The sequence below is a fragment of the Microbacterium aquilitoris genome, assembly GCF_031932285.1.
GTDB classification, from domain to species: Bacteria; Actinomycetota; Actinomycetes; order Actinomycetales; family Microbacteriaceae; genus Microbacterium; species Microbacterium aquilitoris.
This window is the reverse complement of sequence record NZ_JAUZVT010000001.1, coordinates 1,207,530-1,232,763: the sequence shown is the minus strand read 5'-3', so window position 1 is coordinate 1,232,763 and position 25,234 is coordinate 1,207,530. Positions and strand designations below refer to the sequence as shown.

The window sequence follows — 25,234 nt, the reverse complement described above, 5'->3', positions numbered from 1 at the left end:
CCCCTCGCCGTGGCGACTCCCCGCTTCACCCCGGCGCGAGCCGGTACAGCACCTCGGGCCGACCGCGTTTGCCGTACCGGTGCGACACGACGATCGCGCCCGTCTCGGCGAGGTGCGTCAGATAGCGGTGAGCGGTCGCGCGCGACATCTTGCACGCCTCCGCGACCTCGACGACCGAACGGCCCGTCCCGGGGTCCAGCGCCGTGAGGACCCGTTCCAACGTCGGCACCGCCAGGCCCTTCGGGAGCGCACGCGGCCCGCTCGACGACGCAGACACGGTGCGGATGCCTCCGGTCGCCAGCAGTCGATCGATGTCGCTCTGCGCAAGGGGGCGCTCACGCCCGGCATCCGTGCGTGCCTGCCGCTCCTCGCGATACCGCTCCAACCGTTCGCGGAGCGCGGCCTCCGTGAACGGCTTCACGAGGTAGCCGGCCACCCGGGCGGCGAGCGCTTGGCGCACCGTGGTCTGATCCTGCGACGAGCTGATGACGAGCACGTCGGGACCGGCGTCACCGAAGGTGCGCAACCGGTGCAGCACCTCGATGCCGCTGATGTCGGGAAGGCGCATGTCGAGCAGGACGAGGTCGATTCCGGCCGTGCTCTGCGCGAGCGCGTCGCGCCCGGTTCCGGCGGCGCCCGCGACGGTGAACCCCGGCACCCCATCGACGAACCGGCAATGAAGGGCGCGCGCACCCTGGTCGTCGTCGACGACCAGCACCCGGATCGGTCGCTCGCTCACACGCGCTCCATCTCGAAGGCGAATCGCGCGCCGCCGAGGGCGGAGGCACCCACCTCGATCGTGCCGCCCCGCGACGACACGGTCCGTCGGACCGTGTCGAGTCCGTAGCCGCGACCGAAGCCCGACGCGTCGTCCTTCGTGGTGAAACCCTGAGCGAAGATCCGCGCCGCCGCGTTCGGGTCGATGCCGGGGCCATCGTCCTCGACGGCGCCGAACAGGCGCCCGTCCGCATCGCGGAGCACGCAGCGCACCCGCCGCGCCCCCGCCTCGCCGGCGTTGCGACACAGGTTCGTGACGACCGAGACCGCGCCGTCGTCCAGGTCACGATCGAGGGTGACGTCGAACTCGGCCTGCGCACCGAGATCGAGGAGCTCCGCGCGCACCGCATGCATCGTCGCCGCCGCGACCGGCTCGCCGCCGTCAGGCGAGCCGGACGTCCGGACCGGCGTCACCTCTTCGATGTACCCGAGGGCCTCCGCCGCGTCCCCGCGCGAGACGAGCCCGTGGATCACGTGGAGCCGTGTGTCGAACTCGTGCGCCTGTTCGCGCAGGGCCACCGTCGTGCGACGCATCTGCGCATTCTCGGCGGCGACGGCATCCGCTCGCCGGAAGCGGCGCTCGACCATCGCCGTCAGCGCAGAGCTGGCGAGGGAGGCCACGATGAGCGCGCCGATCCCCCACGGCAGCAGCGCGGCGAGGGCAGCGTCACGGTCGGCGGCGATGCTCGACTCGAGCACACCGACGGCGACCATGCCCACGACCGTCCCATCGCTCGCGCGCACCGGCACCTTCGCGCGCAGCGACGGTCCCGAGGCGCCGCGCTCGGTGCCGAGGAAGGTCTCGCCCCGCAGGACCGAGGAGTTCGTCGTCTCGACCTGCACCCCGCGCTCCGACGCCAGCGGATGCGTGATCCGGACGCCCTCGTCGTCGGTGATGACGACGTAGTAGACGCCCGCGGACTCCCCCACGAGCTCGGCGATCGGTTGCAGCGCCGTCGTCGCCGCGGCGAGGTCGCCGGCGTCGGCGAGGTCGGCCGGGGTCCCGGCATCCGTCACCGTCGCAAGCGTCGTCCGAACGTCGGCGAGATCGGCGAGACTCTGGGCGACGCCCATGACCCGCTCGGCGGTCGCGTCCCGGATCGTGCGTTCCTGCACGGTCATCGCGACCGCGAGCGTCGCCGACAGTGCCGCGAGGGTGACGACCGAGGGCAGGACGAGCAGCACGAGCCGGAGCGCGCGGGGCCGCCGCGGAGACGCCATCGTTCACCATTCCCGTCCGTGCGCGATGCGTGAGCGTTTAAGAGAACAAGTGCCGGAGGATGCCGCCGCCGCACCGCGCGCTGTCATCCTATTTCGATCTCGCGGAGACGACGACGTCCGCGCGAAAGGGAGCGATGATGACCCAGACAGACAGCCCGCAGCCTCCGCCGAACCGGCGCAGGACCGTGATCGGCCGCGTCGTGGGCGGTGTGATCGCGGCCGCGGCCATCGGCACGGCGGCCGCCGGTTCGATCGCCTCGGCGAGCACCGGCAACGACATCAACGCGTCGATGACGATCGTCGCCCCGGCCGCCGCCGGTGGCGGCTGGGACGGCGTCGCCCGCGAACTGCAGCAGGCGCAGAAGGCGAACGGCCTGGTCAACAACGTGCAGGTCGTCAACATGCCGGGCGCCGGCGGCACGATCGCCCTCGGCAACGTCTCGGTGCTCGAGGGTCAGCCGAACAACATGCTCGTGGGCGGCACGGGCCTGCTGGCCGCGACGATCCAGTTCAACTCGTCCGCGACGCTCGACGACGTCACGCCTCTCGCCGTGGTCGTCGAGGAGTACGACGTCATCGTCGTCCCCGCCGACTCCCCATACGAGACCCTCGACGACCTGGTGCAGGGCTGGAAGGAGGATCCGAAGGCCCTCCCCTGGACCGGCGGCGGATCGTTCGACCAGCTGGTCGTGACCGATCTCGCACTCTCGGCCGGTATCGACCCCGTCGACACCACGTACATCTCGTCCGACGGCGGCGGCGAGGCGATCCAGGCCCTCCTCAACGGCACCGCGAAGGCGGCCGCCGGCGGCTACCCCGACAACATCGACCAGATCGAGGCCGGGCGCCTGCGCGCTCTCGCCCTCGTCGCGAACGAGCCCGTCGAGGGGATCGACATCCCCACGGCCATCGAGCAGGGGTACGACGTCTCGCTCACGAACTGGCGGTCCCTCTCGGCACCGTCCGGCCTCGAGGACAGCGAGCGCGAAGCCCTGACCGAACTCGTCCTCGAGAGCGTCGCGACCTCCGAATGGGCCGACGCGATGGAGCGCTACCACTGGAACGAACGCATCATCACGGGCGACGAACTCGACGCGTTCCTGAAAGACGAGGAGACGCGCATCCGCGGTCTCTACGAGGAGATGGGCCTGTGACCTTCCCCGCCAACCCCACCTCGGCATCCGCCGTCGTCGGCCAGCGCCTGCGTCTGGTCTCGGGCCCCGGAGCCGCCGCCCTGCTGAAGGGGCTCACGATGCCCCTCATCCTCGCCGCATTCGCGACGTACCTCGTCGTCGGCATCCTGACGATGCGGGTGCCGGAAGGCACCGACTTCCCCGGTCCGCAGTTCTTCCCCGGCATCATCGCGGGGGGCCTCTACGCCTTCGCCGCCGTGCTCGCGGTCGGAGCGGTCCGCGAGATCCGAGCGACGCCCGACGCCCTGACGGCCGAGATCGACGCGGCGCGGGCCGAAGCGGCGGGTGAAGAGCCCGCGGCGACACCGGTGCGCGTCGACATCCGCTCGTTCGCCTGGGTGGTCCTCCCGTTCCTCGCCTTCGCCTTCCTGCTCGAATTCCTCGGGTGGATCATCGCGGCGGGCCTGCTCTTCTGGTGCGTCGCGAAGGCGTTCGGAGCGACCCGGCCCATCCACAGTCTGATCGTGGGCTTCACGCTCAGTTCAGTCGCCTACATCGGTTTCGACATGGCCCTCGGGATGCCCCTCCCGTCCGGCATCCTCGGAGGGTTCTGACATGGACGTCCTGACACTTCTCGGCGAAGGCTTCGCCGGCGCACTCACCCCCGCGAACCTGATGTGGGTCCTGATCGGATGCCTCCTCGGTACCGCCGTGGGCGTGCTTCCGGGGCTCGGATCGTCGATGGCGGTCGCGCTCCTGCTGCCCATCACCTTCTCGCTCGACCCGACCGCGGCGTTCATCATGTTCGCCGGCGTCTACTTCGGTGGGCTCTTCGGCGATTCGACGATGGGCATCCTGATGAACACACCAGGTCAGGCATCCGCCATCGCCTCGACGTTCGAAGGGCACAAGATGGCGCTGAACGGTCGGGCCGCGCAGGCGCTCGCCACCGCCGCCATCGGCGCGTTCATCGGCGGCATGGTCGCCTCGATCGTGGTCGTCTTCGTCGCTCCCGCCCTCGCCGACTTCTCGAGCAGGTTCGGGCCGGCGGAGTTCTTCGCCCTCGCCGTCTTCGCGTTCGCCGCGACCTCGTCGGTGGTGGCCGACAGCGCCATCAAGGGGCTGACGTCGCTGTTCATCGGCCTCGGCATCGCCGTGATCGGCATCGACGGCGTCTCAGGCGCGCCCCGGTTCACGATGGACTCGCCGAACCTGTTCGACGGCATCTCGCTCGTCACCGTCACGGTTGCGATCCTCGCGCTCGGCGAGGTCATCTACGTCGCCTGCCTCGAGCGCCACATGACGAACAAGGCGCTCATCCGGCCGACGGGTCGCCCGTGGCTGAGCCGCCGCGAGCTCAAAGAAGCGACCCCCGCGTGGCTGCGCGGCACCGCGATCGGCCTGCCGTTCGGCGTCATCCCGGCCGGTGGGTCGGAGATCCCGACCTTCCTGGCCTACGGCCTCGAGAAGCGACTCGACAAGCGCCGCAAGAACCCCATGTTCGGCAAGGGTGCGATCCGGGGGCTCGCCGCGCCCGAGGCCGCCGGCAACTCGACGACCGGCATGGCGATGGGCGCCCTGCTGGCTCTCGGCCTGCCGATCTCGGCGACCGCGGCGATCATGCTCGCGGCCTTCCGCCAGTACGGCCTGCAGCCCGGTCCGCTCCTGTTCGACCGCGCTCCCGAGCTCGTCTGGGCCCTGCTGGCGAGTTTCTTCATCGCGATGGTGGTCCTCCTCATCCTGAACCTGCCGTTCGCGATGCTCTGGGCGAAGCTCCTGCTGATCCCCCGCCCCTACCTCTACGCCGGCATCACGCTGTTCTGCGGGCTCGGCATCTACGCCACGTCGGGCTCGACGTTCGACCTCGTGATGCTGCTCGGTATCGGGCTGCTCGGCTTCCTGATGCGGGCGCTCGACTTCCCGCTCGCGCCGCTCATCATCGGCATGGTGCTGGGGCCGCTGGCCGAGACGAGCCTTCGGGATGCCGCGATGAGCGCCAACGGCGACTTCTCGGTGCTCGTGGAGGGACCCATCTCGATCACGCTCTACGCGCTGCTCGCCGCGGTCCTGGTGTTCGCGATCCGCGGCAAGGTCGTCGCCCGCAGGCAGGCGAAGGCCCCCGCGAAGGAGACGGTCGGCGTCTGACACGCAGACGCGAGAAGGCCCCGATGCGCAGCGCATCGGGGCCTTCGTCGTCCGCGCTTACGGCGTCGGCATACCGCCGTTGACGTTGAGGGTCTCGCCGAGGACGTAGCTCGACTCGGCCGACGCGAGGAACACGTAGGCCGGGGCGAGCTCGGCGGGCTGGCCCATGCGTCCGAGCGGGGTCTCCTCGCCGAACGACTCGATCTTCTCCTGGGGCTGACCGTCCGACACCTGCAGCGGCGTCCAGATCGGTCCCGGAGCGACCGCGTTGACGCGGATGCCCTTCGGGGCGAGCTGCTGCGCGAGCGCCTTCGTGAAGGCGTTGATGGTCGCCTTCGTCGAGGCGTAGTCGACGAGGGTCTCGGACGGCGAGTACGCCTGGATCGACGTCGTGTTGATGATCGTCGCGCCCGCCGGCAGGTGCGGCAGCGCCGCCTTGGTGATCCAGAACATCGCGTCGACGTTCGTCGTGAACGTGTCGTCGAACTGCTGGTCCTCGAGGGTGGTCAGATCCTTGTTGAAGATCTGCTTGCCGCCGTTGTTGACGACGATGTCGAGGCCGCCGAGGCCCTCGACGGCCTTCGCGACCAGATCGACGCAGTAGTCCTTGTCGCGTAGGTCTCCCGGAAGGGTGAGGACGGTCGCGCCGGCCTCGCGGAGAATGCCGGCGATCCGCTGCGCGTCCTCCTCCTCGACGGGCAGGTACGACAGGGCGACGTGGGCGCCCTCGCGGGCGAAGGCGATCGCGGTGGCCGCTCCGATGCCGGAGTCGCCGCCCGTGATGAGCGCCTTCCGACCCGTGAGGCGGCCGGTGCCGCGGTAGCTGTCCTCGCCGAGGTCCGCCTTCGGAGCAAGGTCGGCGTCGAGGCCGGGCTCGCTCTGGTGACCCTTCTGCGGCTGGATGTGCGAATAGAGCTCCACCGGGTTCGTGAACGTGTACTGGTCGCGTGACATCGTGCTCTCCTTCTTCGTGGTGGTCGTGATGGTCGTCAGCGGGCGTCGGCGTCGTCGCCGACCAGGTCGCGGATCGTGAGTGCGGCGCGGATCAGCGCGAGGTGGCTGAGCGCCTGCGGGAGGTTGCCGAGGAACGCCCCGCCGTCGGGGTCGATCATCTCGGCGAACATGCCGACGTCGTTCCCGGAGGCGACGAGCTCGTTCATCGCCGCGATGCCCTCGTCGTGCCGGCCCACGCAGACGAGCGCCGCGGCACGCCAGAAGGAGCACGCGACGAACGTCGCCTCCTCGTCGCGCATCCCGGTGTAGCGGAACAGGTGCGGTCCCTCACCGAGCTCGCCCGTGAGCGCATCGATCGTGCGCGACATCCGCTCACCCCGGTCGAAGCCGCTCAGCGAATGCAGCAGGACGGATGCGTCGAGGTCGCGGCTGCCCTGGGCCATGACGTAGGCGCCGCGCGACTCCGACCACCCGTGCTCGTCGACCCACTCGCGCACGAGGGATGCCTCGGCCGCCCACCGCTCGCTGCTGCCCGGGATCTGGCCGAGCTCGGCGAGGCGGACGGCGTCGTTGAGAGCCTGCCAGCATCCCATCTTGGATGAGACGTAGTGACGGACCTCGGGGAGCTCCCACATGCCGGAATCGGGGTTCCGCCACGCGTCGCACACCTTGTCGGCGTACATCGACAGCATGCGGCCGGTCTCGACGTCGAGCGCGTTCCCCGCCTCGACGTAGGCGCGACAGATGGCGAACAGGTCGCCGTACACGCCGAGCTGTACCTGCTCGCGGGCGGGGTTGCCCGTGACGACCGGACCGACGCCGCGCCAGCCGGGCACGTCGTACTCGGTGACGTGCCCGTCGAGCTCGCCGTCGAGGGTGTACATGACGTGGAGCTCCGGCCCGTGCCGGCGGATCGTCCGCAGCAGCCATGAGATCGCCGCGTGGGTCTCCTCCCGCAGCCCGAAGCCGATGAGGGCATCGACGGTGTACGCCAGGTCACGCACCCAGGCGAGCCGGTAATCCCAGTTCTTCCCGCCCGTGAGGTCCTCGGGGAGGGAGGTCGTCGCGGCCGCCGCGATCGCGCCGGTGGGACTGTGGATGAGCATCTTGAGCATGAGGGCGCTCCGTTGCACGTCGCGCGCCCAGGGCCCCTCGTACGAGAACTCGCGCGACCAGGCGCGCCACGCCTCGATGGTCCGGTCGATCCCGCGGTCGACGTTGTCGGGGTCGGGGAAGTGGATGGGCTCGTCGTGCGTGCCGACGATGATCAGCAGGTGGCGGCTGCCCTCCGCGGTCGTGAAGCCGCCCGCCAGACCCGTGGCGATTCCGTCGGCCGACGCCGCGGGCTCCGGACCGTAGTCGCGTCCGGTCACGCCTATCGTCGTGAGCCCTGAGCGCAGGATGCTGCGATCGTTCGCGCGGTCGTGCCAGGGCGCGGCGGTCTTCAGCGAGGTGCCGGGCTGCACGCGCCAGCGGAACGCGATCTCGCCCGTGACCCCGTCGACGCGGCGGGCGAGCTCGGCCCACGGCAGCCGTCCCGCGACACCCGTCACGAGAGCGTCGGTGACGCTGGCCGTGCCCGACGCGGTCGTGAACGTCGTGACGAGCACGTTGGTGCGCGGCAGGTACCGCCGCCGTACCTCGTACTCCTCGACGGGTTCGAGCTCGATGCAGCCGCCGGCGTCATCGTCCAGCAGCCGCCCGAAGATGGGCAGGTCGTCGATGCCGGGGATCGGCATCCAGTCAATCTGTCCGCGGAGCCCGATCAGCGCGATCGTCCGACCGTCGCCGATCGGTGCGTAGCTGCGCAGGTCCTGGCCGGGGCCGATGTCGTCGAGGGATGCCACTGCTCGAGTCTCGCTGGGGCCGCGAAGGATGGGATGCCGGTTGACACCCCGTCGACGATGTGTGACGGGAGCTGGGGACGTCAGGCCGCCGCTTCGGCGCGCTCGGCGAGACCGTCGATCGCACCGCGGTACTCGTCGAGCATGCGGTCCGCCCCCATGCGCGGACGCGCCGCCAGCGCGGCCGCGCGATAATCAGGCCGGCGCGCGATGACCCTCGTCCACGCGGACGCGATCGCCTGCGCGTCGTGCGGCGTGACGAGTCCGATGCCCGCCACCACCTGGGCGGAGTCCCCCACTGCCGTCGTGACCGGGGTCGCTCCGCTCGCGGCACCTTCGATCAGGCAGAGCGGCGACGCTTCGCCGAACGCACTCGTCAGCGCGACGATGTCGGCCGCGCGGTAGACGCGGGGCATGTCGTCGCGGATCCCCAGCAGGTGGACGCGCTCGGCAGGAGCCCCCGCCTCCGCGATCGCCGCCGTCAGGGCGGCGTTGTCGGCGGTCATCCCCGCGCCGCACATGACGTACTGAGCGCGGCTGTCCCGCGCCGCGTGTGCACCGACGGCGCGGAGGAAGAGCCCGGGGTCCTTCATCGCGTCGAAGCGTGCGGCGAGGAGGATCACGGGGACGTTCGGCGCGATGCCGAGGCGCGTGCGCAGCGGCATCCGCTCATGGGGCTTCGGGCGGTAGCGAGCCAGGTCGATGCCGTTCGGGATCACGAACCTCTCCACGGACGGCGGCGTGAAGCGGGCGTAGGCGTCGCTCGTCGATTCGGCGCACGAGATGGTCGAGGTGAGGCGACCGGATGCCGCCAGCTCCCCCAGCCAGCGCATGGCGGGGCCCGAGTGGGTCGGGTCGGACCTGTGGAGGCACGCGGCGATCGGGACGTCGGGAAGGAGACCGCGGGCGTCCAGGGCGAGGAGGAGCCCGAACGGCTGCTCCTTGAGCGTGAGGATCACGTCGGCGCGGGCGACGGCGGCGGCGGCGACGTCGAGCTCGGCGTCCGAGAAGCTCTCGGGGTCGGGCGGGAGGGCGCCCGCTTCGCGCCCGAGGTCGGACACCTCGATGCCCGCCTCGCGCAGCCACCGGTACCTCGGATCGGCGCTCATCGGCTGCAGCGCACCCTCGCGGCGGGCCTGCGACGCGATCGAGAGCACCGCGTGCTCGTGCGATCCGTCGAGGTGGAGCCCGGTGATGACGTTCGTGTGCAGCACCCGCGCACCACCGGCGAACAGGCCTTCGTACAGCGACAGGACGCGAGGACGGCTCATCCCCCCATGCTCAGGGGACGCCGTGCGGAGCCGATGAACCCGAGATGTCCATCACGTGAAGATCAGCGCGACGTGGTGACCGCGACCCACGCCGCGTCCGAGAACCCTGCGATCCACACGGCGAACACGACGAGGCCGACGACCGTGACGGCGGTCCACGTCCACAGCGGTGCGAGACCGCCGCCCGTGCGGCGGTGCACGACGACGGAGCGCCCGACGACGTAGACCCCCAGAGTGAGGACGAACGCGAGCGCCGCCCACCCCCACGCGAAGGGCGCATCGAGGCCGCGGCCGCGCAGAGCGCGGTGGTCGAGGCACGCGAAGAGGACGGCGGCCGCGACGAGGACGACGTCGATCACGACGAGGAGGGCGAGAGCGGCGGCGATCCAGCCCGCGGGGGTGAGCCCGCCAGACGGACCCCCGAGCCGCACGATCGTCCGGGCGTCGAGGAACACCCCGGTGTACAGGGGCAGAGCGGATGCCGCGATGGCGAGCCAGATCCAGACGGTGCCGCTCGACGGGGTTCCGCTCCGGGCGGCACCGGCGGGAGCTGACCGGGGCTTCGCGGCGGGGGCGGCGGGCGCGGCTGAGTCTGCCGGCTGTGCCGACGGTGCCGGCGGCGTCGTGACGGCCGGGGCGGCATCGGGCGCGGGGGTCGGCGCGACCGTGTCGGCAGCCCAGTCGGAGCCGTCCCACCACCGCAGCTGTCCGGGCTCCCCCGGATCGGCGTACCAGCCCGCGGGCGCCTGACGGCTCACCGCTCGCCCTCACCGACGTCGGCGGCGGGGCGGTCGCCGTCGCCGGTTGCCACGAGCTCCGCGCCGGCGTGGGCGAGCTCCGCCAGGGCCGCCTGGCTCGGCGCGGGCGCGACGCCGGCGATCAGATCCGTGAGGATCCGCACGCGCCGGCCGTGCGCGATCGCATCGAGAGCCGACGCGCGCACGCAGTGGTCGGTCGCGATGCCTGCGACATCGACCTCGACGACGCCGTGGGCGGTCAGGATGTCGTCGACCGTCTCACCGGCATCCGTCACGCCCTCGAAGAGCGAATAGGCGGGGATCCCCTGCCCTTTCTTCACGTGGTGGGTGACGGCGGAGGTGTCGAGGCCGGGGTCGTAGTCCGCCCCGGGCGTCCCGGCCACGCAGTGCACGGGCCACGAGTCGATGTAGTCGGGACTCGTCGAGAAGTGCCCTCCGTTGTCCCCGTCACCGTCGTGCCAGTCGCGCGAGGCGACGATCACGTCGTACTCCTCGGCGTGGCGCGCCAGATGGGCCGTGATCGCGGCGGCGACCGCGTCACCGCCGTCGACTCCCAGGGCGCCGCCCTCGGTGAAGTCGTTCTGCACATCGACGATGAACAGCGCTCGGGTCATGACTCGAGGGTACGACCAGTTGAGCGCGACGTGGACGGCGGATGCCGCGACTACCCTGGCGGCATGGACTCCCCCGCCCGCCAGACCACCACGACCGGCGGGATCCTCGCCGCATTCGGGATCGACGCCGTCCTCGTGACGGTCTTCGCCGCGATCGGTCGCGCCAGCCATGATGAGGCGGCGTTCGCAGGGCTGGCGACGACGGCGGGACCCTTCCTGCTCGCGCTGATCGTCGGGTGGCTGGGCGTGCTGGCGTGGCGCGCGCCGCTGGCGGTGCGGCGCACCGGCATCCCCCTGTGGATCGTCACCGTCGCCGGCGGCATGCTCCTGCGGGTGTTGACCGGTCAGGGGGTGCAGGTGGCCTTCGTCATCGTCGCGGCATCCGTCCTGCTCCTGATGCTCGTGGGCTGGCGCGCCGTCGCCGCACTCATCGTGCGGCGACGCGCCCGCTGACCCCGCGCGTCAGGGCTCGAGCGTCCGCCGGTACTCGGCGCGCGACATCTCCTCGGTGACGGGTGGCTCCGGCGTCTCGTCGACGCCCGAGCGCGCGAGCTTCGAGGGCCACCAGATGGTCCTGCCGATGTCGTACGCGAGGGCGGGGACGAGGAGGGAGCGCACGATGAACGTGTCGAGCAGCACCCCGAAGGCGACGATGAAGGCGAGCTGCACGAGGAACAGGATCTGGATGACGCCGAGGGCGGCGAACGTCGCGGCCAGCACGAGCCCCGCCGAGGTGATGACCCCGCCCGTGGCGACCAGACCGCGGAGGATGCCGCGGCGCGTCCCGTGTCGGACCGACTCCTCCCGCACCCGCGACATCAGGAAGATGTTGTAGTCGATGCCGAGCGCCACGAGGAAGACGAAGCCGTAGAGGGGCACGGCCGGGTCGCCGCCGGGGAAGCCGAAGACCTCGGTGAAGACGAGCGCGCTGACACCGAGGGCGGCGGCGAACGACACGATGACGCTGAGGATCAGCAAGACCGGCGCGAGGATCGACCGCAGCAGCAGCATGAGGATCAGCAGCACCACCACGAGGATCACGGGGATGATCACCGTCCGGTCGCGGATCGACGTGTCGTTGGTGTCGAGGTCGACGGCGGTGGTGCCTCCCACGACCGCGTCGAGCGTGCTCCCGGCGATCGCGTCGCGGAGGTCCCGCACGGTCTGCTCCGCCGCGAGCGAATCCGCCGCGTCCGAGAGCGTCGCGACGAGCATCACGTCGCCGCCGTCGACGGTGGCCGTCGGCGCCGGAGTCCCGGGAGGGCCCTGCGTCGTGAGCACGAGCTCGCCGTCCTCGACGGTCGCGTCTGCCTGCCCGGCGGGAGCATCGGCCGACACGACACCGATCGACTCGACCCCGTCCTGATCCGCGATGAGTTCGGCGGCATCCGGAGCCTCTGCCTCGGGGACGATCACGTACAGCGGACTGCCCGATCCCGCCGGGAAGTGTTCGGCGAGCACCGCCTGACCGTCTCGCGCCTGCGACGCCCCGAGGACCAGCTCGCTCGCCGGAACGCCTTCCGCCTTCAACTGGGTGACGCCGACGGATGCCGCCAGCAGCACCACGGTCGAGACGATCCAGACGATCCGCGCGCGACGCGCGACGAACCGCGCGAGACGTGCCCACAGTCCGCGCGCGGGCTGTGTCAGGTCGATCGGGAGCTCGGTCATGCCTGCCTTGGGGATGAACGGCCAGAAGGCCGCACGTCCGACGAGGGCGAGGAGAGCGGGGAGGAAGGTGAGCGCCGAGAGCATCGCGAACGCGATGCCGATCGAGGCGATGGGCCCGAGCGCGCGGTTGCTCGCAAGGTCGCTGAGCAGCAGGCACAGGAGGCCCGCGATGACGGTGCCGCCCGAGGCGAGGATGGGCTCGACCGACCCCCGCCAGGCCGCGGTCGCGGCATCCCATCTCCTCCGGCCCTCCCCGATGGCCTCGCGGAAGCGGGCGACGTAGAGCAGCGCATAGTCGGTGGCGGCTCCGATCACGAGGATGAACAGGATGCCCTGCACCTGCCCGTTGAGGACGACGATGCCTGCCTTGGCGAGCCACCAGACGCTCAGCAACGCCACGCAGAGGGCGAACACCGAGGTCAGCAGCACGAGGAGCGGAAGGAGCGGCGATCGGTAGACGATGACGAGGATGACGAACACCGCGCCGAGGGCGACCAGCAGCAGGAGCCCGTCGATCCCGGTGAAGCCTGTGGCGAGGTCGGCGGTGAAGCCCGCAGGCCCGGTGACCCACGCTCTGACGCCGTCGGGCGCATCGGCGGCGACCAGCTCGCGGACCTCGCCCACGATGTCGGTCACCTCGCCGCCGGAGTCGATCGAGACCACCACCTGCGCCGCCTCGCCGTCTTCGGAGGGGATCGCCGGTGAGACCTCCTGGACGCCCGTAAGATCCGCGATCCGGTCGGCGATCGTCTGGACGGCGTCGAGCTGAGGCCCGTCGAGAGCGCGGCCGGCATCGAACACGACGAGCGCCGGGATGGCGTCCCCGCCGAGGAAATCGCCCAGACGCTCCTGCACCTGCGTCGACTCCGCGCTCTGCGGCAGGAAGCTCGATTGGTCGTTCGTCGAGACCTCGTCGACCTTGCCGAAGTACGGTCCGCCGAGCGACCCTCCGGCCAGCCAGATGACGACGAGGACGAGCGGAAGCGCGATGCGCAGCCATCGCGAGGGCGTCGATGCAGGAGACATATACCTAGATTAGCTAGATATACTCTTTTTCAGCAATCAGGACCGAACGAAGAACACGATGATGGATGCCACGGTGGCGGCGATCCCGAGGGTCGCACCCCCGAGGGCGAGACCCGTGAGCATCCTCAGCGCGGGCGGACGCCGGGTGAACCGCATCCGGTCGTGCCATCCGTGGCGGTACCAGATCTTCGCCGTGTGGTCGGCCCCGATGCGGCTGCGATCGGACTCGTCGAGAGGAGCCGAGTTGACGTCTCCCTCGCTGTCGATCCAGCGGAGCGTCCGTCCGTCCTCATCGAGGTAGGCCTCGGCCGCGAGCCAACTCCCGTCGGAGGCCCACACGACCACGGCGACGATTCCGAGGACGACGGCAGCGCCGAATCCCACCCAGGTGAAGATCTCGAGAATCGCATCGAGGGCTTGTGTCACCCGTGTGTCCTCTGTTCTGGAGCCACCTAAGGGAATCGAACCCTTGACCTATTCATTACGAGTGAATCGCTCTGCCGTCTGAGCTAAGGTGGCGCGCTTCGCTCGCGCGTTGCACGATCATCGATCCTACAGGGTCTGAAGCGATGCTGCGAACGCAGGGATCAACCGGCCTCGCAGCGCACGTCACCGTCGGGCACCGTGCCCTCGTCGAAGTACGCGACGACCGTGTCGTCGATGCAGGCGTTGCCTTTGTTGAAACCGGTGTGCCCCTCCCCCACACGGGTGAGCAGGATGCCGGAGCTCAGCTGCTTCGCGAGCGCAGCCGACCACTCGTACGGCGTTGCGGGGTCGTTCGTCGTCCCGATCACGAGGATCGGCGCGGCACCGTCGGCGTGGATCTCGTTCCGCGTCCCGGTCGGCGGGTACGGCCAGGCGTCGCAGAGGTCGACGTCCGACGTCCAGTACGGCGCGAAGGTCGGCGCGTCCTTCGCCACCTCCGCGTTCGCCGCCGCGACGACGTCGTCGGAGTCCGGCGGGTAGTCCATGCAGTTGTAGGCCGAGAAGGCCTCGGTGGAGTTGTCGAGGTACCGCCCGTCGTAGCGGTTGTAGTACCGGTCGACGAGCTCGAACATCGCGTCGGGTTCACCCTGCAGGACCGCGGCGAGGGCCGATGAGAGCGTGCTCCAGTTCCCCTCGCTGTAGAGCGCCGACACGATGCCCATCACGAGGGCGTCCGAACCCAGCTTCCGTCCATCGGTCGCCGTCAGCGGTGCGGCGTCGACGGCGGCCAGTGCGTCGGAGAGCTGCTGCTGGGCGTTCGCGACTGGTCCGTCGAACGGGCAGTCGGATCCCTCGATGCAGTTCTCCAAGAAGGCGTCGAGGGCGGACTGGAACCCGACGGCCTGCCGCGCCCCGACGACCGCGCCGGGGATGGAGGGGTCCAGACCGCCGTCGAGGACGACGCGACCGACGTTCCGAGGGAACAGCTCAGCGTAGGTGGCGCCGAGGAACGACCCGTACGAATACCCGAGGTAGGCGAGCTTCTCATCGCCGAGGACCCCGCGAAGCAGGTCGAGGTCCCGGGCGGCGTTCTGGGTCGTGACGTAGGGCAGCACGCCGTCGCTGTTGACGTCGCAGGCGCGGGCGAAGGACTCGGCCGACGCGCGCTGCTCGGCGGATCGCTCCGGCGTACCCCGGGGAGCCGCGGGGATGTCGAAGAGGTAGTGGTCCATGGCCGTGGCGTCGAAGCAGCGCACAGGCGTCGACCGTCCGACACCTCGCGGGTCGAACCCCACGACGTCGTAACTGTCCAGCAGATCGCTGCCGACGGCGAACTCCGCCGCCTGCTGGACCAGGTCGACACCGCTCGCTCCGGGGCCGCCGGGGTTCACGAACAGCGATCCCTTCGACGTCCCGCCCGAGGCGAGGCGCACGATGATCGACAGCTGGATGTCGCCGCTGTCCGCGTCCGCCCAGTCCCGGGGAGCCGTCACGGAGGCGCAGTAATAGTCACCCTCGCCGATTCCCCGGCACTTCTCCCAGTCGACCTTCTGCCCGTAGTACTCCTCGAAGCCGGCCGGAGCCCCCTGCGTGATCGGGGTCCGGTCGGGACCAGGGCGAGCGGGAGCGGTGGGCGTGCACGCCGCGAGCAGCGCCGCGACCGCCCCGGTGGCGAGGAGAACGGATGCCGCACGGCGCCAGAACCCGCGGGTCACTGCGGGCGCCCCGTCGCGACCGTGATGAGCATGCTCTCGAGGGCGAGTGCGGGGGCGGCGTTGCCCTGCAGGTTCGTGCGTGTCAGCGCGATGGCGTCGAGCACCGTCAGGGTGTGCTGCGGCGTCCACGCGGCGGCCATGGCGTCGATCTCCGGTGTCAGCTCGCGGTTGATGAGGTCGGTGTCGCGACCGAACTGGCGCATGAGGGTGTCGCGATAGAGGGATTCGAGATCGGTGAGCACCCGATCGATCCCGTCGCGGAGGCTGCGCGTCGCACGGCGCTTCTGCTCGTCCTCCAGGGCGCTCACCTGGCTCCGGACGGCGGGGGGGACGGCGCCTCCGGGCGCGACCCCCAACGTCCGCAGGAGGGCCTCGCGCTCCCCCTCGTCACGGGTCGCCGTCAACGCCTTGGCGTCATCGGTCGCAGACTGCACGATCGACGCGGCGACCTCGACGGCGTCGCCGACCCCGCGCACGCGGAGGACCCCCCGGAGGGTTCGATCGCGACGCTCGCGGGACGCGGCATCCGTCGCCAGCCGCTGCGCCATGCCGATGTGTCGCTGGGCGAGCCGCGCGGACTGCTCCGCGATCGCCTCGTCGACGCCCGTGCGCTGGACGATCAGCCGCGCGACGTCGGCGACGTCCGGCTCGCGCAGCCGCAGGATGCGCACCCGCGAGCGGATCGTGGGGAGGAGGTCGGCGTCGCTCGGCGCGCAGAGGATCCAGACAGTCTGCTCGGGCGGCTCTTCAAGGGCCTTGAGGAGGACGTTGCTCGTGCGCTCGACCATGCGGTCGGCGTCTTCCATGACCATGACGCGGTACCGGCCGAGGGAGGGCGAGAAGTACGAGCGCTCGACGAGCGAGCGGGCGTCCTTGATCGAGATGATGACGCCTTCGGTGCGGAGCGCCGCCAGGTCGGGGTGCGTGCGCGCCATGACCTGGCGCATCGCGTTCTCGTCGCCGGGCTCGGCGATGAGCGCCGCGGCGAAGGCATAGGCGAGGGTCGAGCGGCCCGATCCGGGCGGGCCGGTGATGAGCCACGCGTGGGCCAGCTGCGACGGATCGGATGCCGCTGCCCGCAGCTGAGCGACGGCCTCGTCCTGGCCCCAGACCTCGCCCCACGGGAGCGTGTCGACGGTGGTGGAGGTCATGCGGTTCAGCCTACGAGGTGCCGGCGACCCTCAGGACGAGAGTGTGGACAGCCGCTCGGACACCCGCGCCCGGATGGCGTCGGCGATCTCGTCGATCGCCTGCGTGGCGTCGACGACGAGGAAGCGCTCCGGCTCGGCATCCGCCAACGCGAGGAAGGCGGCGCGGACCCGCTCGTGGAACGCGCTCTTCTCGGCTTCGAGTCGGTCGAAGGGCTTGTCGGCGGCATCCAATCGTTCCCGCGCGGTCGCCGGGTCGACGTCGAGGAGGACGGTGACGTCGGGCAGCGCACCTTCGGCGGCCCACAGCGACAGGTCGCGGATCTCGCCGCCGTCCAGCACCCTTCCGGCACCCTGGTAGGCGACGGAGCTGTCGAGGTAGCGGTCCTGGATGACGACCTCGCCGCGCTCGAGCGCGGGCCGCACGAGCGTCGCGACGTGGTGCGCCCGGTCGGCCGCGTAGAGGAGTGCTTCGGCGCGCGGGGCGATGTCGCCGCGGTGGTGCAGCACGATGTCGCGGATGAGCACGCCGACCTCGGTGCCGCCGGGTTCGCGCGTGCGGACGACGCTGCGACCCTGCTCACGGAGCCACTGCTCCAGCAGGGTCGCCTGCGTCGTCTTACCCGAGCCGTCGCCACCTTCGAGGGTGATCCAGAGCCCGGAGGTCACTTCTTCTTCGCCGCCGGCTTGCGTGCGGCGGGCTTGCGGGTCGTGCGCTTGGGCGCCGGCCCCTTCGCCCGCTTCTCGGCCAGCATCTGCACGGCGATCTCGAAGGTGATGTCGTCCGCCGTCTGCCCGCGCGGGATCGTGACGTTGGTGGTCCCGTCGGTGACGTAGGCGCCGAAGCGGCCGTCCTTGATGCGGATCGGCTTGCCGCTGACCGGATCGGCCTCGAACTCCTTGATGGAGGTCGCGGCGCGGTTCGCGTATTTGGGCTGCGAGTAGATCTCGAGGGCCTGCTTCAGCGTGATGTCGAAGATCATGTCCTCGCTGGCGATGCTCCGCGAGTCGGTGCCCTTCTTGATGTAGGGACCGTACGGGCCGTTCTGCGCAGTGATGACGGTGCCCGACTCGGGGTCGGTGCCGACTTCGCGCGGAAGCGACAGAAGCTTCAGCGCCGTCTCGAGATCGATCGTCTCGGGCGACATGCTCTTGAACAGAGACGCGCGCTTGGGTTTGGGTGCGACGACCTTCTTCGCACCGCGCTTGGGCTTGACCTCCTCGGCCGGCGCCTCCTCTTCGGGGAGGACCTCTTCGAGGTAGGGGCCGAAGCGGCCGTCCTTGATGACGACGTCGCGCCCGTTCTCGGGGTTCTGTCCGAGGACGCGGTCGCCGCCGACCGGCGCGTCGATCAGCTCTCGCGCCTTCTCCGGGGTGAGCTCATCGGGCGCGAGATCCTCGGGCACGTTGATGCGGCGCGGGGTCTCGGGGTCATCGCCCGGCACCTCGAGGTACGGCCCGTACCGACCGAACCGCAGGACCGCGACGTCGCCGATCTTCGTCGAGTTGATCTCGCGTGCGTCGATGTCGCCGAGGTTGTCGACGATGTTGCGCAGACCCACGTGGTCCTTCGAACCGAAGTAGAACTCGCGCAGCCACGCGGCGCGGTTCTGTTCTCCGCGGGCGATGGAGTCGAGGTCGTCTTCGAGCGCCGCCGTGAAGTCGTAGTCGACGAGGTCGGCGAAGTGCTCTTCCAGCAGGCGCACGATGCTGAAGGCGAGCCAGCTGGGCACGAGTGCCTGGCCGCGCTTGGACACGTACCCGCGGTCGAGGATCACGTCGATGATGCTCGCGAAGGTCGACGGACGACCGATGCCGTGCTCCTCGAGCGCCTTCACGAGCGATGCCTCGGTGTAGCGCGGCTTGGGGCTCGTCGCGTGCCCCTTCGGCTCGACGTCGGTCAGCTTTAGAGCGTCGCCGACGGCGAGCGACGGCAGCGACTGGTCGTCGGCGCGGTCGTTGTCGCTGCGCTTCTCGTCGCGGCCCTCTTCGTAGGCCTCGAGGAACCCCTTGAAGGTGTAGACGGTGCCGGATGCCGTGAACGTCGCCGTCTTGCCGGCGGCATCCGCGTCGATCGTCACGGTCGTGGTCTCGTACTTCGCGTCGGCCATCTGGCTGGCGACGGTGCGCTTCCAGATGAGCTCGTACAGGCGGAGTTCGTCGCGGTCGAGGCCGGAGGTGACCTCCTTGGGCGTCCGGAAGGTGTCACCCGAGGGACGGATCGCCTCGTGTGCCTCCTGCGCGTTCTTGGCGTTGTTGCGGTAGCTGCGCGGGTTCGCGGGCACGGCCTTGTCGCCGTAGAGCGCGACCGCCTGGGTGCGCGCGGCGGTGACCGCCTGCGCCGACAGAGCGGTCGAGTCGGTGCGCATGTAGGTGATGTAGCCCTTCTCGTAGAGCCGCTGCGCAACGCCCATGGCGTGCTTGGCGCTCATCGAGAGCTTGCGACCGGCCTCCTGCTGGAGGGTCGAGGTCGTGAACGGCGGCTTCGGGCTGCGCGTGCCGGGCTTGGCCTCGACGCTGACGACGGATGCCGCGCCCGACGCCTCGAGAGCTGCCGCCAGCTCGCGCGCCTGGTCCTCGGTGAGGACGACGACGGCCTTCTTCAGCGAGCCGGTGTCGTCGAAGTCGGTGCCGCGGGCCAACGGTGCGCCGTCGAGACGGGCGAGCCGGATGGCGAAGGCATCCGATCCCTTGACGGCGGTGGAGTCGACGTCCCAGTACGAGGCGGAGACGAACGCCATGCGCTCGCGTTCCCGCTCGACGACCATGCGGGTGGCGGCGGACTGGACGCGGCCGGCGCTCGTGCCCTGGCCGACCTTGCGGCGGGTGACGTCGGAGACGTCCCAGCCGTAGAGGCGGTCGAGGATGCGTCGGGTCTCCTGGGCATCCACGAGGGCGTGGTCGAGTTCGCGGGTGTTCTTCACCGCGGCCTGGATGGCGTCCTTCGTGATCTCGTGGAAGACCATCCGCTTGACAGGGACCTTGGGCTTCAGGGTCTCGAGGAGGTGCCACGCGATGGCTTCGCCCTCGCGGTCCTCATCAGTGGCGAGGAGGAGTTCGTCGGCGTTCTTCAGGGCTCGCTTGAGCTCGGTGACCGTCTTCTTGCCGCGGTCGCTCTCCACATAAAGAGGAGTGAAGTCGTTCTCGATGTCGATGGAGTACTTCCCGACGGAGGTCTTCTTCAGATCCGCGGGGATGTCCTTCTTGTCGGCGAGGTCGCGGATGTGTCCGACCGAACTCATGACTTCGTAACCGTCACCCAGGTATCCCTGGATCGAGCGCATCTTCGTCGGAGACTCGACGATGACGAGCTTCTTGCCCTGTGCCACGTGGCGTCCTTTCTTCGTTGCACACCATACACACCGAGTTGTCAAGAGCGCGCTGAGAGCCCCGCCGTCCCGAGCCCTCAGGGCGACCCGGGTGGTGGCCCCGCGCGGGCGCGCGCCCGCGCGTCCAGGGGGCCGACGTCGATCGAGACCTCCACGGTCGCGATGAGTCCGTCGATCCGACACGCGGTGAGCGACGCGCCGTTCCTCGCCGCGACGTCAGCGGCACTCACGCACGGTTCTCCCGGCACGAGTCCCGACGCCGTGTCTGCGGCGGCGAGGGCCGCGGCGTCGGCCGCTCCCGCCGCCCGCGCCGAGGATGCCGCGGCCGCTCCGGCGGCGACGAAGCCGACGGCCAGGGTGGCCGAGACCGCCAGGACCCCGACGGTCGTCGCAGCGCCCGCCATCAGTCGATCTCCGGGGCGGCGAGCGCGCACGAGGATGCGCGGAGGTCGGGCAATGGCAGCGGCACTCCCGGCGCGGCGGAGAGGTCCGCGCACACGAGATCACCCTCGCGGCGAGTCGTGACGGCCGCGCCCGCGGCGAGGGCGGATGCCGCAGCCCGCACCCGCTCGGCGGGTTCCTCGCGGGCGGCGTACCGCGCAGCCTGGGCCGCGGCGTGCTCCAGCCGCACCTGCCGAGCCCCCACCGACAACGCGGAGACCGCCAGAACGATGACGAGGACGACGGCGGGGACCGTCACGGCGAACTCCGCCGCAACCGATCCCCGCTCGTCCCGCCTCATGAGACGGTGAGGGCGCGCCGGACCAGGTCGGTGAGGATGCCGCGCACCTCGTCCGAGCGCATGATGATCACCAGCAGCCCGGCGAAGGCGACGGCCGCCATCGTCGCGATGGCGTACTCCGCTGTCGCGGCGCCGGACTCGTCGGCGAACAGGTCGGCCGCGCGGCGGCGGGTCAGGGTGGGCAGGTCGTGGGATGTCATGATCTCCTCCGGTGTTTTGGGTGATGGGCACGTCTGGGCTCACAGCGTGAGCGGGGCCGAGGTGAGGACCGAGAGCAGCATCGGACCGACGCCGAGCAGCAGGAACGCCGGCAGGGTGCACACTCCGAGCGGAAGCAGGAGCCGTCCAGAGAGGGATGCCGCCCGCAGCCGCCCGTCGGTGCGCGCCGCCTGGCGGCGGGACGCGGCATCCGCTCGCAGCAGTTCGACGGCGGGCGCGCCCGCGGATCGGGAGAGGGCGAGGACAGAGGCGGTCCCGGCGGTGGGTTCGAGACCCGAGGCCGCCGCGACGACCTCGAGCGCCCGCGGGATCGAGACGCCGCCCGACAGGGCGATCGCAATCACCTCGGCATCGAGTCCGGGGATCTCGTCGCCGGGCTGCGCCCGTGCGACCAGTGCACGCGTCCACCAATGGGTGAGGAACATGAGCAGTCCCCCCGCGACGAGGCACACGGCGCCCGGCGGGGTGGCCAGGACTGAGAACGGGTCGAACCCCAGGGCGGCGCCGAGGCCGAGGGCCACGAGAGGGAGCCACGAGATGAGCCGCGCCGTCGTCTGCGGTTCGGCGAGAGCGGTGCGGACGTCGTCGCGCGCCTGATGAGCGTCGCGGAGCGCCTCGGCGAGACCTCGGAGGCTCATCGCCAGCGGGGCTCCGACGACCGTCGCCACCTGCCAGGCGACGCCGATCTGCTGCCACGTGCCGCCGCGGTCGGTGAGGGCGGATGCGGCTGATCCCCCGGCATCCAGTCGTTCGCACACCGCCGCGGCCGTCTCGTCACCGGCGTGGGCGAGGTGGCGCCAGGCGGCAGCCGGCGCGATGCCGGCCTGCAGGAGGACGGCGAGACGCTGGACGACGCCGGCGATCCCCGCTGCGTCGGACGCAGCGCTGGCCTGGGCGGCTTTCCGCGCTTTCATGCGACGGCCTCGATACCGAGGCGGTCGTCGCGCACGACGGGGCGCGCGATCCCCGTCACGCGGCGCACTCCGTCGCGTCCGCGTTCGATGTGGACGACGGCCCCGATCGCGCTGGCCGTCTGGCGCGCGAGCGCTCGATCATCCATCCCGGCGAGCGCACCCAACGCCTCCAGGCGCGCCGGGACCTCGGCGAGCCCGCTCGCATGGACCGTCCCCGCGCCGCCGTCGTGACCGGTGTTCAAGGCGGTGAGGAGCTCGCGGACCTCCTCGCCCCGACACTCGCCCACCACGAGTCGGTCGGGCCGCATCCGCAGGGCTTCGCGCAACAGACGCCCGAGCGCGATCGCCCCGACGCCTTCGAGGTTGGCCTGCCGGGCTTCGAGACGCACGTGGTGCGGGTGGGCGATCCGGAGCTCCGCGACATCCTCGATCGTGACGATCCGCTCCGACACGGGAACGCGTCCGAGCAGTGCGGCGAGCAGCGTCGTCTTCCCGGCGCCGGTGGCTCCCGTGACGAGGACGTTGGCACGCTGGTCGACGAGCCGTTCGAGTCGGGCGCCCATCGCCGCGTCGAACGCGCCGCGGCGACCGAGGTCGTCGAGATCGGGCATTCCGGTACCCGGGAGGCGGATCGAGATCGTCGCCCCCGTGCACGAGATGGGCGGCAGGACCGCGTGGACCCGCACGCCGTGCTCCCAACGCACGTCCGCACAGGGCGTCGCGTCGTCGAGGTGGCGGCCCCCGAGCGCGATGAGCCCGACGGCGAGCTCACGCACGGCTTCTTCGTCGAGCGCCCAGTCCGGGATGCGCTCCGGTCCGCCGCCCCGGTCGACGTAGAGGCCGTCGGTGCCGTTGACGAAGACGTCCGTGACGCCGGGGTCGGCGAGGTACCGGCGCAACGGTGCGACCACCGGATGCCGCGGCACCGGTCGCGGCATCGCGGCGACTCCGGTGCCTCGAGGGGCGGCGATGAACGGATGCGGCATGCCCGGAACGCTAGGCGGGCGCCTCCGGCCCCGGACCTTCGACGTCGCCGGGCGTGGACGGAACGACCGTGTGAACGCGTGTGCAGAAAGCGACGACCGCGACCGTGAAGGAAAAGAGAAGGGCGGCACCCATTGGGGGAAAGGGTGCCGCCCACGCAACCGCGCTTCAGGGGGGATCAGCGCGATCGCGAAACCGAATCGATGTTCGGGCGATAACGATCTTACGCTCATCCTGGCTGGGATTGTGCCGCACACATGCCCAGCGCGCCGCACCCACTATCGGCGGTAGTCGCGCTCCTTGAGCCGAACCTAGAGTTGCCGCATCGCCGCACGAGGCCACGATGGCCTGCACGCAAAGGAGCGCCGCATGAGCAGCCAGATCGACCACCTCCTGAACGAGACCCGACGGTTCGCGCCCTCCGCGGACTTCGCTGCCGCAGCGAATGCGCACGCGGACCTCTACGACGCCGCCGCGGACCGCGAGGCGTTCTGGGCGGAGCAGGCCCGCAACCTTCACTGGCATACTCCCTTCACGCGCACGCTCGACTGGTCGAACCCGCCCTTCGCGACCTGGTTCGAGGATGGCGAACTCAACGTGGCGTACAACTGCCTCGACCGCCACGTCGAGGCAGGCCTCGGCGACCGTGTCGCCCTGCTGTGGGAGGGTGAGCCCGGCGACGAGCGTCGCGTCACCTACGCCGAGCTCACCGACGAGGTGAAGCGTCTGGCCAACGTGCTGACCGAGCTCGGCATCGACGCGGGCGACCGGGTCGCCATCTACCTGCCGATGATCCCCGAAGCCGTCGCCGCCATGCTCGCCGTCGCGCGCATCGGCGCCATCCACTCCGTCGTCTTCGGCGGGTTCTCGGCCGACAGCCTGCGCTCCCGGATCGACGACGCCGGCGCGAAGCTCGTCATCACGAGCGACGGCGGGTACCGCAAAGGCAAGGCATCCCCACTCAAGCCGGCCGTCGACCAGGCACTCGGCGACCGCGGACACGGACCGCAGGAGACCGTCGAGCACGTCCTCGTCGTCAAGCGCACCGGCACCGAGGTGAACTGGGAGGACGGACGCGACCTGTGGTGGCACGATCTCGTGCCGGCGGCATCCGCTGATCATGTCGCGCAGCCGTTCCCGGCGGAGAACCCCCTCTTCATCCTCTACACCTCGGGGACGACGGGGAAGCCGAAGGGCATCCTGCACACGAGCGGCGGCTACCTCACGCAGGCGGCGTTCACGAACAAGGTCGTCCACGACCTGCACCCCGAGACCGACGTCTACTGGTGCACCGCCGACATCGGGTGGATCACGGGACACACGTACGTCACGTACGGTCCGCTCGCCAACGGCGCGACGCAGGTGATCTACGAGGGCACCCCCGACACCCCGCATCCGGGTCGATGGTGGGAGATCGTGGCGAAGTACGGGGTGACGATCCTTTACACGGCGCCCACAGCCATCCGCTCCTTCATGAAACTCGGCAGGAGCATCCCCGAGCAGCACGATCTGTCGTCGTTGCGCCTGCTCGGCAGCGTCGGCGAACCCATCAACCCCGAGGCGTGGATGTGGTACCGCCACGTCATCGGCGGGGATCGGACGCCCATCGTCGACACCTGGTGGCAGACCGAGACGGGCGCGATCATGGTGTCGGCGCTGCCCGGGGTGACCGAGACCAAGCCGGGCAGCGCGCAGGTGCCGCTTCCCGGCATCGGCCTCGACGTCGTCGACGATCAGGGCCAGGAGGTCGGCAACGGCAACGGCGGGCTGCTCGTGCTGACCGAACCCTGGCCGAGCATGCTGCGCGGCATCTGGGGCGACCCGGACCGCTTCAAGGAGACCTACTGGGACAAGTTCGCCGACAAGGGCTACTACTTCGCCGGTGACGGGGCGCGCCTCGACGAGGACGGCGACGTCTGGTTCCTCGGCCGCGTGGACGACGTCATGAACGTGTCGGGCCACCGCCTCTCGACGACCGAGATCGAATCCGCCCTCGTCGGGAACGAGGCCGTCGCCGAGGCAGCCGTCGTCGGAGCCTCGGACGAGACGACCGGCCAGGCGGTCGTCGCGTTCTGCGTCATCAAGGAGTCGTACATGAAGGCGAACTCCCTCGACGGGCTCGTCGACACGCTCCGCGCGTGGGTGGGCGACCAGATCGGTCCGATCGCGCGTCCGCGCGACGTCTACATCGTGACCGAGCTCCCCAAGACCCGCAGCGGCAAGATCATGCGCCGACTGCTGCGCGACGTCGCGGAAGGACGCGAGGTCGGCGACACGACGACCCTCGCCGACACCATGGTGATGTCCACGATCAAGGGGCAGGTGACGAAGAAGGACTGACCG

The 25,234-nt window shown here is 70.6% G+C and carries 23 protein-coding genes and 1 tRNA gene; 5 read left to right on the top strand and 19 right to left on the bottom strand.

Annotated features, from left to right (window positions below; all coding sequences use genetic code 11):
- Nucleotides 1–25 precede the first annotated feature (25 nt).
- Nucleotides 26–739 (bottom strand): response regulator, encoded by a 714-nt coding sequence (locus Q9S78_RS05945; protein WP_311859330.1) that lies wholly within the window; start codon nt 737–739, stop codon nt 26–28.
- On the bottom strand, nt 736–1,998 hold the full coding sequence (locus Q9S78_RS05940; protein ID WP_311859328.1) for a sensor histidine kinase: 1,263 nt from the start codon (nt 1,996–1,998) through the stop codon (nt 736–738). The genes Q9S78_RS05945 and Q9S78_RS05940 overlap by 4 nt, the downstream gene beginning before the upstream one ends.
- 59 nt (nt 1,999–2,057) lie before the next feature.
- Between Q9S78_RS05940 and Q9S78_RS05935 the strand changes: the two genes are divergently transcribed.
- The 3 genes from Q9S78_RS05935 to Q9S78_RS05925 are packed head-to-tail and all read left to right on the top strand — an operon-like array spanning nt 2,058 to nt 5,276.
- Complete coding sequence (locus tag Q9S78_RS05935; RefSeq protein WP_376716530.1) at nt 2,058–3,152, top strand: tripartite tricarboxylate transporter substrate binding protein; 1,095 nt, start codon at nt 2,058–2,060, stop codon at nt 3,150–3,152.
- On the top strand, nt 3,149–3,745 hold the full coding sequence (locus tag Q9S78_RS05930; protein WP_311859324.1) for a tripartite tricarboxylate transporter TctB family protein: 597 nt from the start codon (nt 3,149–3,151) through the stop codon (nt 3,743–3,745). Before Q9S78_RS05935 ends, Q9S78_RS05930 begins: the two co-directional genes overlap by 4 nt.
- Nucleotide 3,746: 1 nt before the next feature.
- Nucleotides 3,747–5,276 carry a tripartite tricarboxylate transporter permease gene (locus Q9S78_RS05925; RefSeq protein ID WP_311859323.1) on the top strand — a complete coding sequence of 510 codons (1,530 nt, stop codon included), beginning with the start codon at nt 3,747–3,749 and terminating at the stop codon, nt 5,274–5,276.
- 57 nt (nt 5,277–5,333) lie between these two features.
- On the opposite strand, the gene Q9S78_RS05920 is transcribed toward Q9S78_RS05925, so the two are convergent.
- The 5 genes from Q9S78_RS05920 to Q9S78_RS05900 form a co-directional block, all read right to left on the bottom strand.
- Nucleotides 5,334–6,230, bottom strand: a complete 897-nt coding sequence (locus Q9S78_RS05920) for an SDR family oxidoreductase (protein WP_116228321.1) — start codon at nt 6,228–6,230, stop codon at nt 5,334–5,336.
- A 35-nt stretch (nt 6,231–6,265) separates the two neighbouring features.
- Nucleotides 6,266–8,077, bottom strand: a complete 1,812-nt coding sequence (locus Q9S78_RS05915; protein ID WP_311869435.1) for a glycoside hydrolase family 15 protein — start codon at nt 8,075–8,077, stop codon at nt 6,266–6,268.
- Nucleotides 8,078–8,157: 80 nt separating this feature from the next.
- Entirely contained in the window at nt 8,158–9,345 is a 1,188-nt protein-coding gene (locus Q9S78_RS05910; RefSeq protein ID WP_311859321.1) for a glycosyltransferase, read from the bottom strand.
- 62 nt (nt 9,346–9,407) lie between these two features.
- Nucleotides 9,408–10,103, bottom strand: coding sequence for a DUF2510 domain-containing protein (locus Q9S78_RS05905; RefSeq protein WP_051090670.1), 696 nt, complete (start codon nt 10,101–10,103; stop codon nt 9,408–9,410).
- Nucleotides 10,100–10,717: an isochorismatase family protein gene (locus Q9S78_RS05900; RefSeq protein WP_311869433.1), complete on the bottom strand. Its 618-nt coding sequence runs from the start codon at nt 10,715–10,717 to the stop codon at nt 10,100–10,102. Before Q9S78_RS05900 ends, Q9S78_RS05905 begins: the two co-directional genes overlap by 4 nt.
- Before the next feature lie 63 nt (nt 10,718–10,780).
- Between Q9S78_RS05900 and Q9S78_RS05895 the strand changes: the two genes are divergently transcribed.
- Nucleotides 10,781–11,170, top strand: coding sequence for a DUF3054 domain-containing protein (locus Q9S78_RS05895; RefSeq protein WP_018187062.1), 390 nt, complete (start codon nt 10,781–10,783; stop codon nt 11,168–11,170).
- A 9-nt stretch (nt 11,171–11,179) separates the two neighbouring features.
- On the opposite strand, the gene Q9S78_RS05890 is transcribed toward Q9S78_RS05895, so the two are convergent.
- From Q9S78_RS05890 to Q9S78_RS05835, 12 genes are all read right to left on the bottom strand, one after another.
- On the bottom strand, nt 11,180–13,414 hold the full coding sequence (locus tag Q9S78_RS05890; RefSeq protein WP_311869431.1) for an MMPL family transporter: 2,235 nt from the start codon (nt 13,412–13,414) through the stop codon (nt 11,180–11,182).
- Between the two features lie 36 nt (nt 13,415–13,450).
- Entirely contained in the window at nt 13,451–13,840 is a 390-nt protein-coding gene (locus tag Q9S78_RS05885; RefSeq protein ID WP_311869429.1) for a hypothetical protein, read from the bottom strand.
- A gap of 17 nt (nt 13,841–13,857) precedes the next feature.
- Nucleotides 13,858–13,933: transfer RNA gene (locus Q9S78_RS05880), tRNA-Thr, on the bottom strand.
- A 68-nt stretch (nt 13,934–14,001) separates the two neighbouring features.
- Complete coding sequence (locus Q9S78_RS05875) at nt 14,002–15,555, bottom strand: alpha/beta hydrolase (RefSeq protein WP_311869427.1); 1,554 nt, start codon at nt 15,553–15,555, stop codon at nt 14,002–14,004.
- A complete protein-coding gene (locus tag Q9S78_RS05870) occupies nt 15,552–16,706 on the bottom strand; it encodes a DNA polymerase III subunit delta' (protein ID WP_018187058.1) in 1,155 nt (384 codons plus the stop codon). Before Q9S78_RS05870 ends, Q9S78_RS05875 begins: the two co-directional genes overlap by 4 nt.
- Nucleotides 16,707–16,736: 30 nt before the next feature.
- Nucleotides 16,737–17,372: a dTMP kinase gene (gene tmk, locus Q9S78_RS05865; RefSeq protein WP_311869425.1), complete on the bottom strand. Its 636-nt coding sequence runs from the start codon at nt 17,370–17,372 to the stop codon at nt 16,737–16,739.
- A complete protein-coding gene (gene topA, locus Q9S78_RS05860; RefSeq protein WP_311869424.1) occupies nt 17,369–20,032 on the bottom strand; it encodes a type I DNA topoisomerase in 2,664 nt (887 codons plus the stop codon). The genes tmk and topA overlap by 4 nt, the downstream gene beginning before the upstream one ends.
- 77 nt (nt 20,033–20,109) lie before the next feature.
- Complete coding sequence (locus tag Q9S78_RS05855) at nt 20,110–20,436, bottom strand: Rv3654c family TadE-like protein (RefSeq protein WP_020098196.1); 327 nt, start codon at nt 20,434–20,436, stop codon at nt 20,110–20,112.
- Nucleotides 20,436–20,732, bottom strand: coding sequence for a TadE family type IV pilus minor pilin (locus Q9S78_RS05850; RefSeq protein ID WP_018187054.1), 297 nt, complete (start codon nt 20,730–20,732; stop codon nt 20,436–20,438). Before Q9S78_RS05850 ends, Q9S78_RS05855 begins: the two co-directional genes overlap by 1 nt.
- A gap of 38 nt (nt 20,733–20,770) precedes the next feature.
- Nucleotides 20,771–20,974, bottom strand: a complete 204-nt coding sequence (locus Q9S78_RS05845; protein WP_018187053.1) for a DUF4244 domain-containing protein — start codon at nt 20,972–20,974, stop codon at nt 20,771–20,773.
- A 39-nt stretch (nt 20,975–21,013) separates the two neighbouring features.
- A complete protein-coding gene (locus Q9S78_RS05840; RefSeq protein WP_311869420.1) occupies nt 21,014–21,907 on the bottom strand; it encodes a type II secretion system F family protein in 894 nt (297 codons plus the stop codon).
- Nucleotides 21,904–22,893, bottom strand: coding sequence for a TadA family conjugal transfer-associated ATPase (locus Q9S78_RS05835; protein ID WP_020098194.1), 990 nt, complete (start codon nt 22,891–22,893; stop codon nt 21,904–21,906). Before Q9S78_RS05835 ends, Q9S78_RS05840 begins: the two co-directional genes overlap by 4 nt.
- Before the next feature lie 367 nt (nt 22,894–23,260).
- On the opposite strand from Q9S78_RS05835, the gene acs reads away from it, so the two are divergent.
- Complete coding sequence (gene acs / locus Q9S78_RS05830; RefSeq protein WP_311869417.1) at nt 23,261–25,231, top strand: acetate--CoA ligase; 1,971 nt, start codon at nt 23,261–23,263, stop codon at nt 25,229–25,231.
- Nucleotides 25,232–25,234: the final 3 nt, after the last annotated feature.

Bases quoted from the DNA above. Each gene is read 5' to 3' on its own strand.
- Q9S78_RS05940 (WP_311859328.1), bottom strand. From the start codon at position 1,998: ATGGCGTCTCCGCGGCGGCCCCGCGCGCTCCGGCTCGTGCTGCTCGTC.
- Q9S78_RS05935 (WP_376716530.1), top strand. From the start codon at position 2,058: ATGCCGCCGCCGCACCGCGCGCTGTCATCCTATTTCGATCTCGCGGAG.
- Q9S78_RS05925 (WP_311859323.1), top strand. From the start codon at position 3,747: ATGGACGTCCTGACACTTCTCGGCGAAGGCTTCGCCGGCGCACTCACC.
- Q9S78_RS05920 (WP_116228321.1), bottom strand. From the start codon at position 6,230: ATGTCACGCGACCAGTACACGTTCACGAACCCGGTGGAGCTCTATTCG.
- Q9S78_RS05910 (WP_311859321.1), bottom strand. From the start codon at position 9,345: ATGAGCCGTCCTCGCGTCCTGTCGCTGTACGAAGGCCTGTTCGCCGGT.
- Q9S78_RS05900 (WP_311869433.1), bottom strand. From the start codon at position 10,717: ATGACCCGAGCGCTGTTCATCGTCGATGTGCAGAACGACTTCACCGAG.
- Q9S78_RS05895 (WP_018187062.1), top strand. From the start codon at position 10,781: ATGGACTCCCCCGCCCGCCAGACCACCACGACCGGCGGGATCCTCGCC.
- Q9S78_RS05890 (WP_311869431.1), bottom strand. From the start codon at position 13,414: ATGTCTCCTGCATCGACGCCCTCGCGATGGCTGCGCATCGCGCTTCCG.
- Q9S78_RS05870 (WP_018187058.1), bottom strand. From the start codon at position 16,706: ATGACCTCCACCACCGTCGACACGCTCCCGTGGGGCGAGGTCTGGGGC.
- Q9S78_RS05855 (WP_020098196.1), bottom strand. From the start codon at position 20,436: ATGGCGGGCGCTGCGACGACCGTCGGGGTCCTGGCGGTCTCGGCCACC.
- Q9S78_RS05845 (WP_018187053.1), bottom strand. From the start codon at position 20,974: ATGACATCCCACGACCTGCCCACCCTGACCCGCCGCCGCGCGGCCGAC.
- Q9S78_RS05840 (WP_311869420.1), bottom strand. From the start codon at position 21,907: ATGAAAGCGCGGAAAGCCGCCCAGGCCAGCGCTGCGTCCGACGCAGCG.
- Q9S78_RS05835 (WP_020098194.1), bottom strand. From the start codon at position 22,893: ATGCCGCATCCGTTCATCGCCGCCCCTCGAGGCACCGGAGTCGCCGCG.
- acs (WP_311869417.1), top strand. From the start codon at position 23,261: ATGAGCAGCCAGATCGACCACCTCCTGAACGAGACCCGACGGTTCGCG.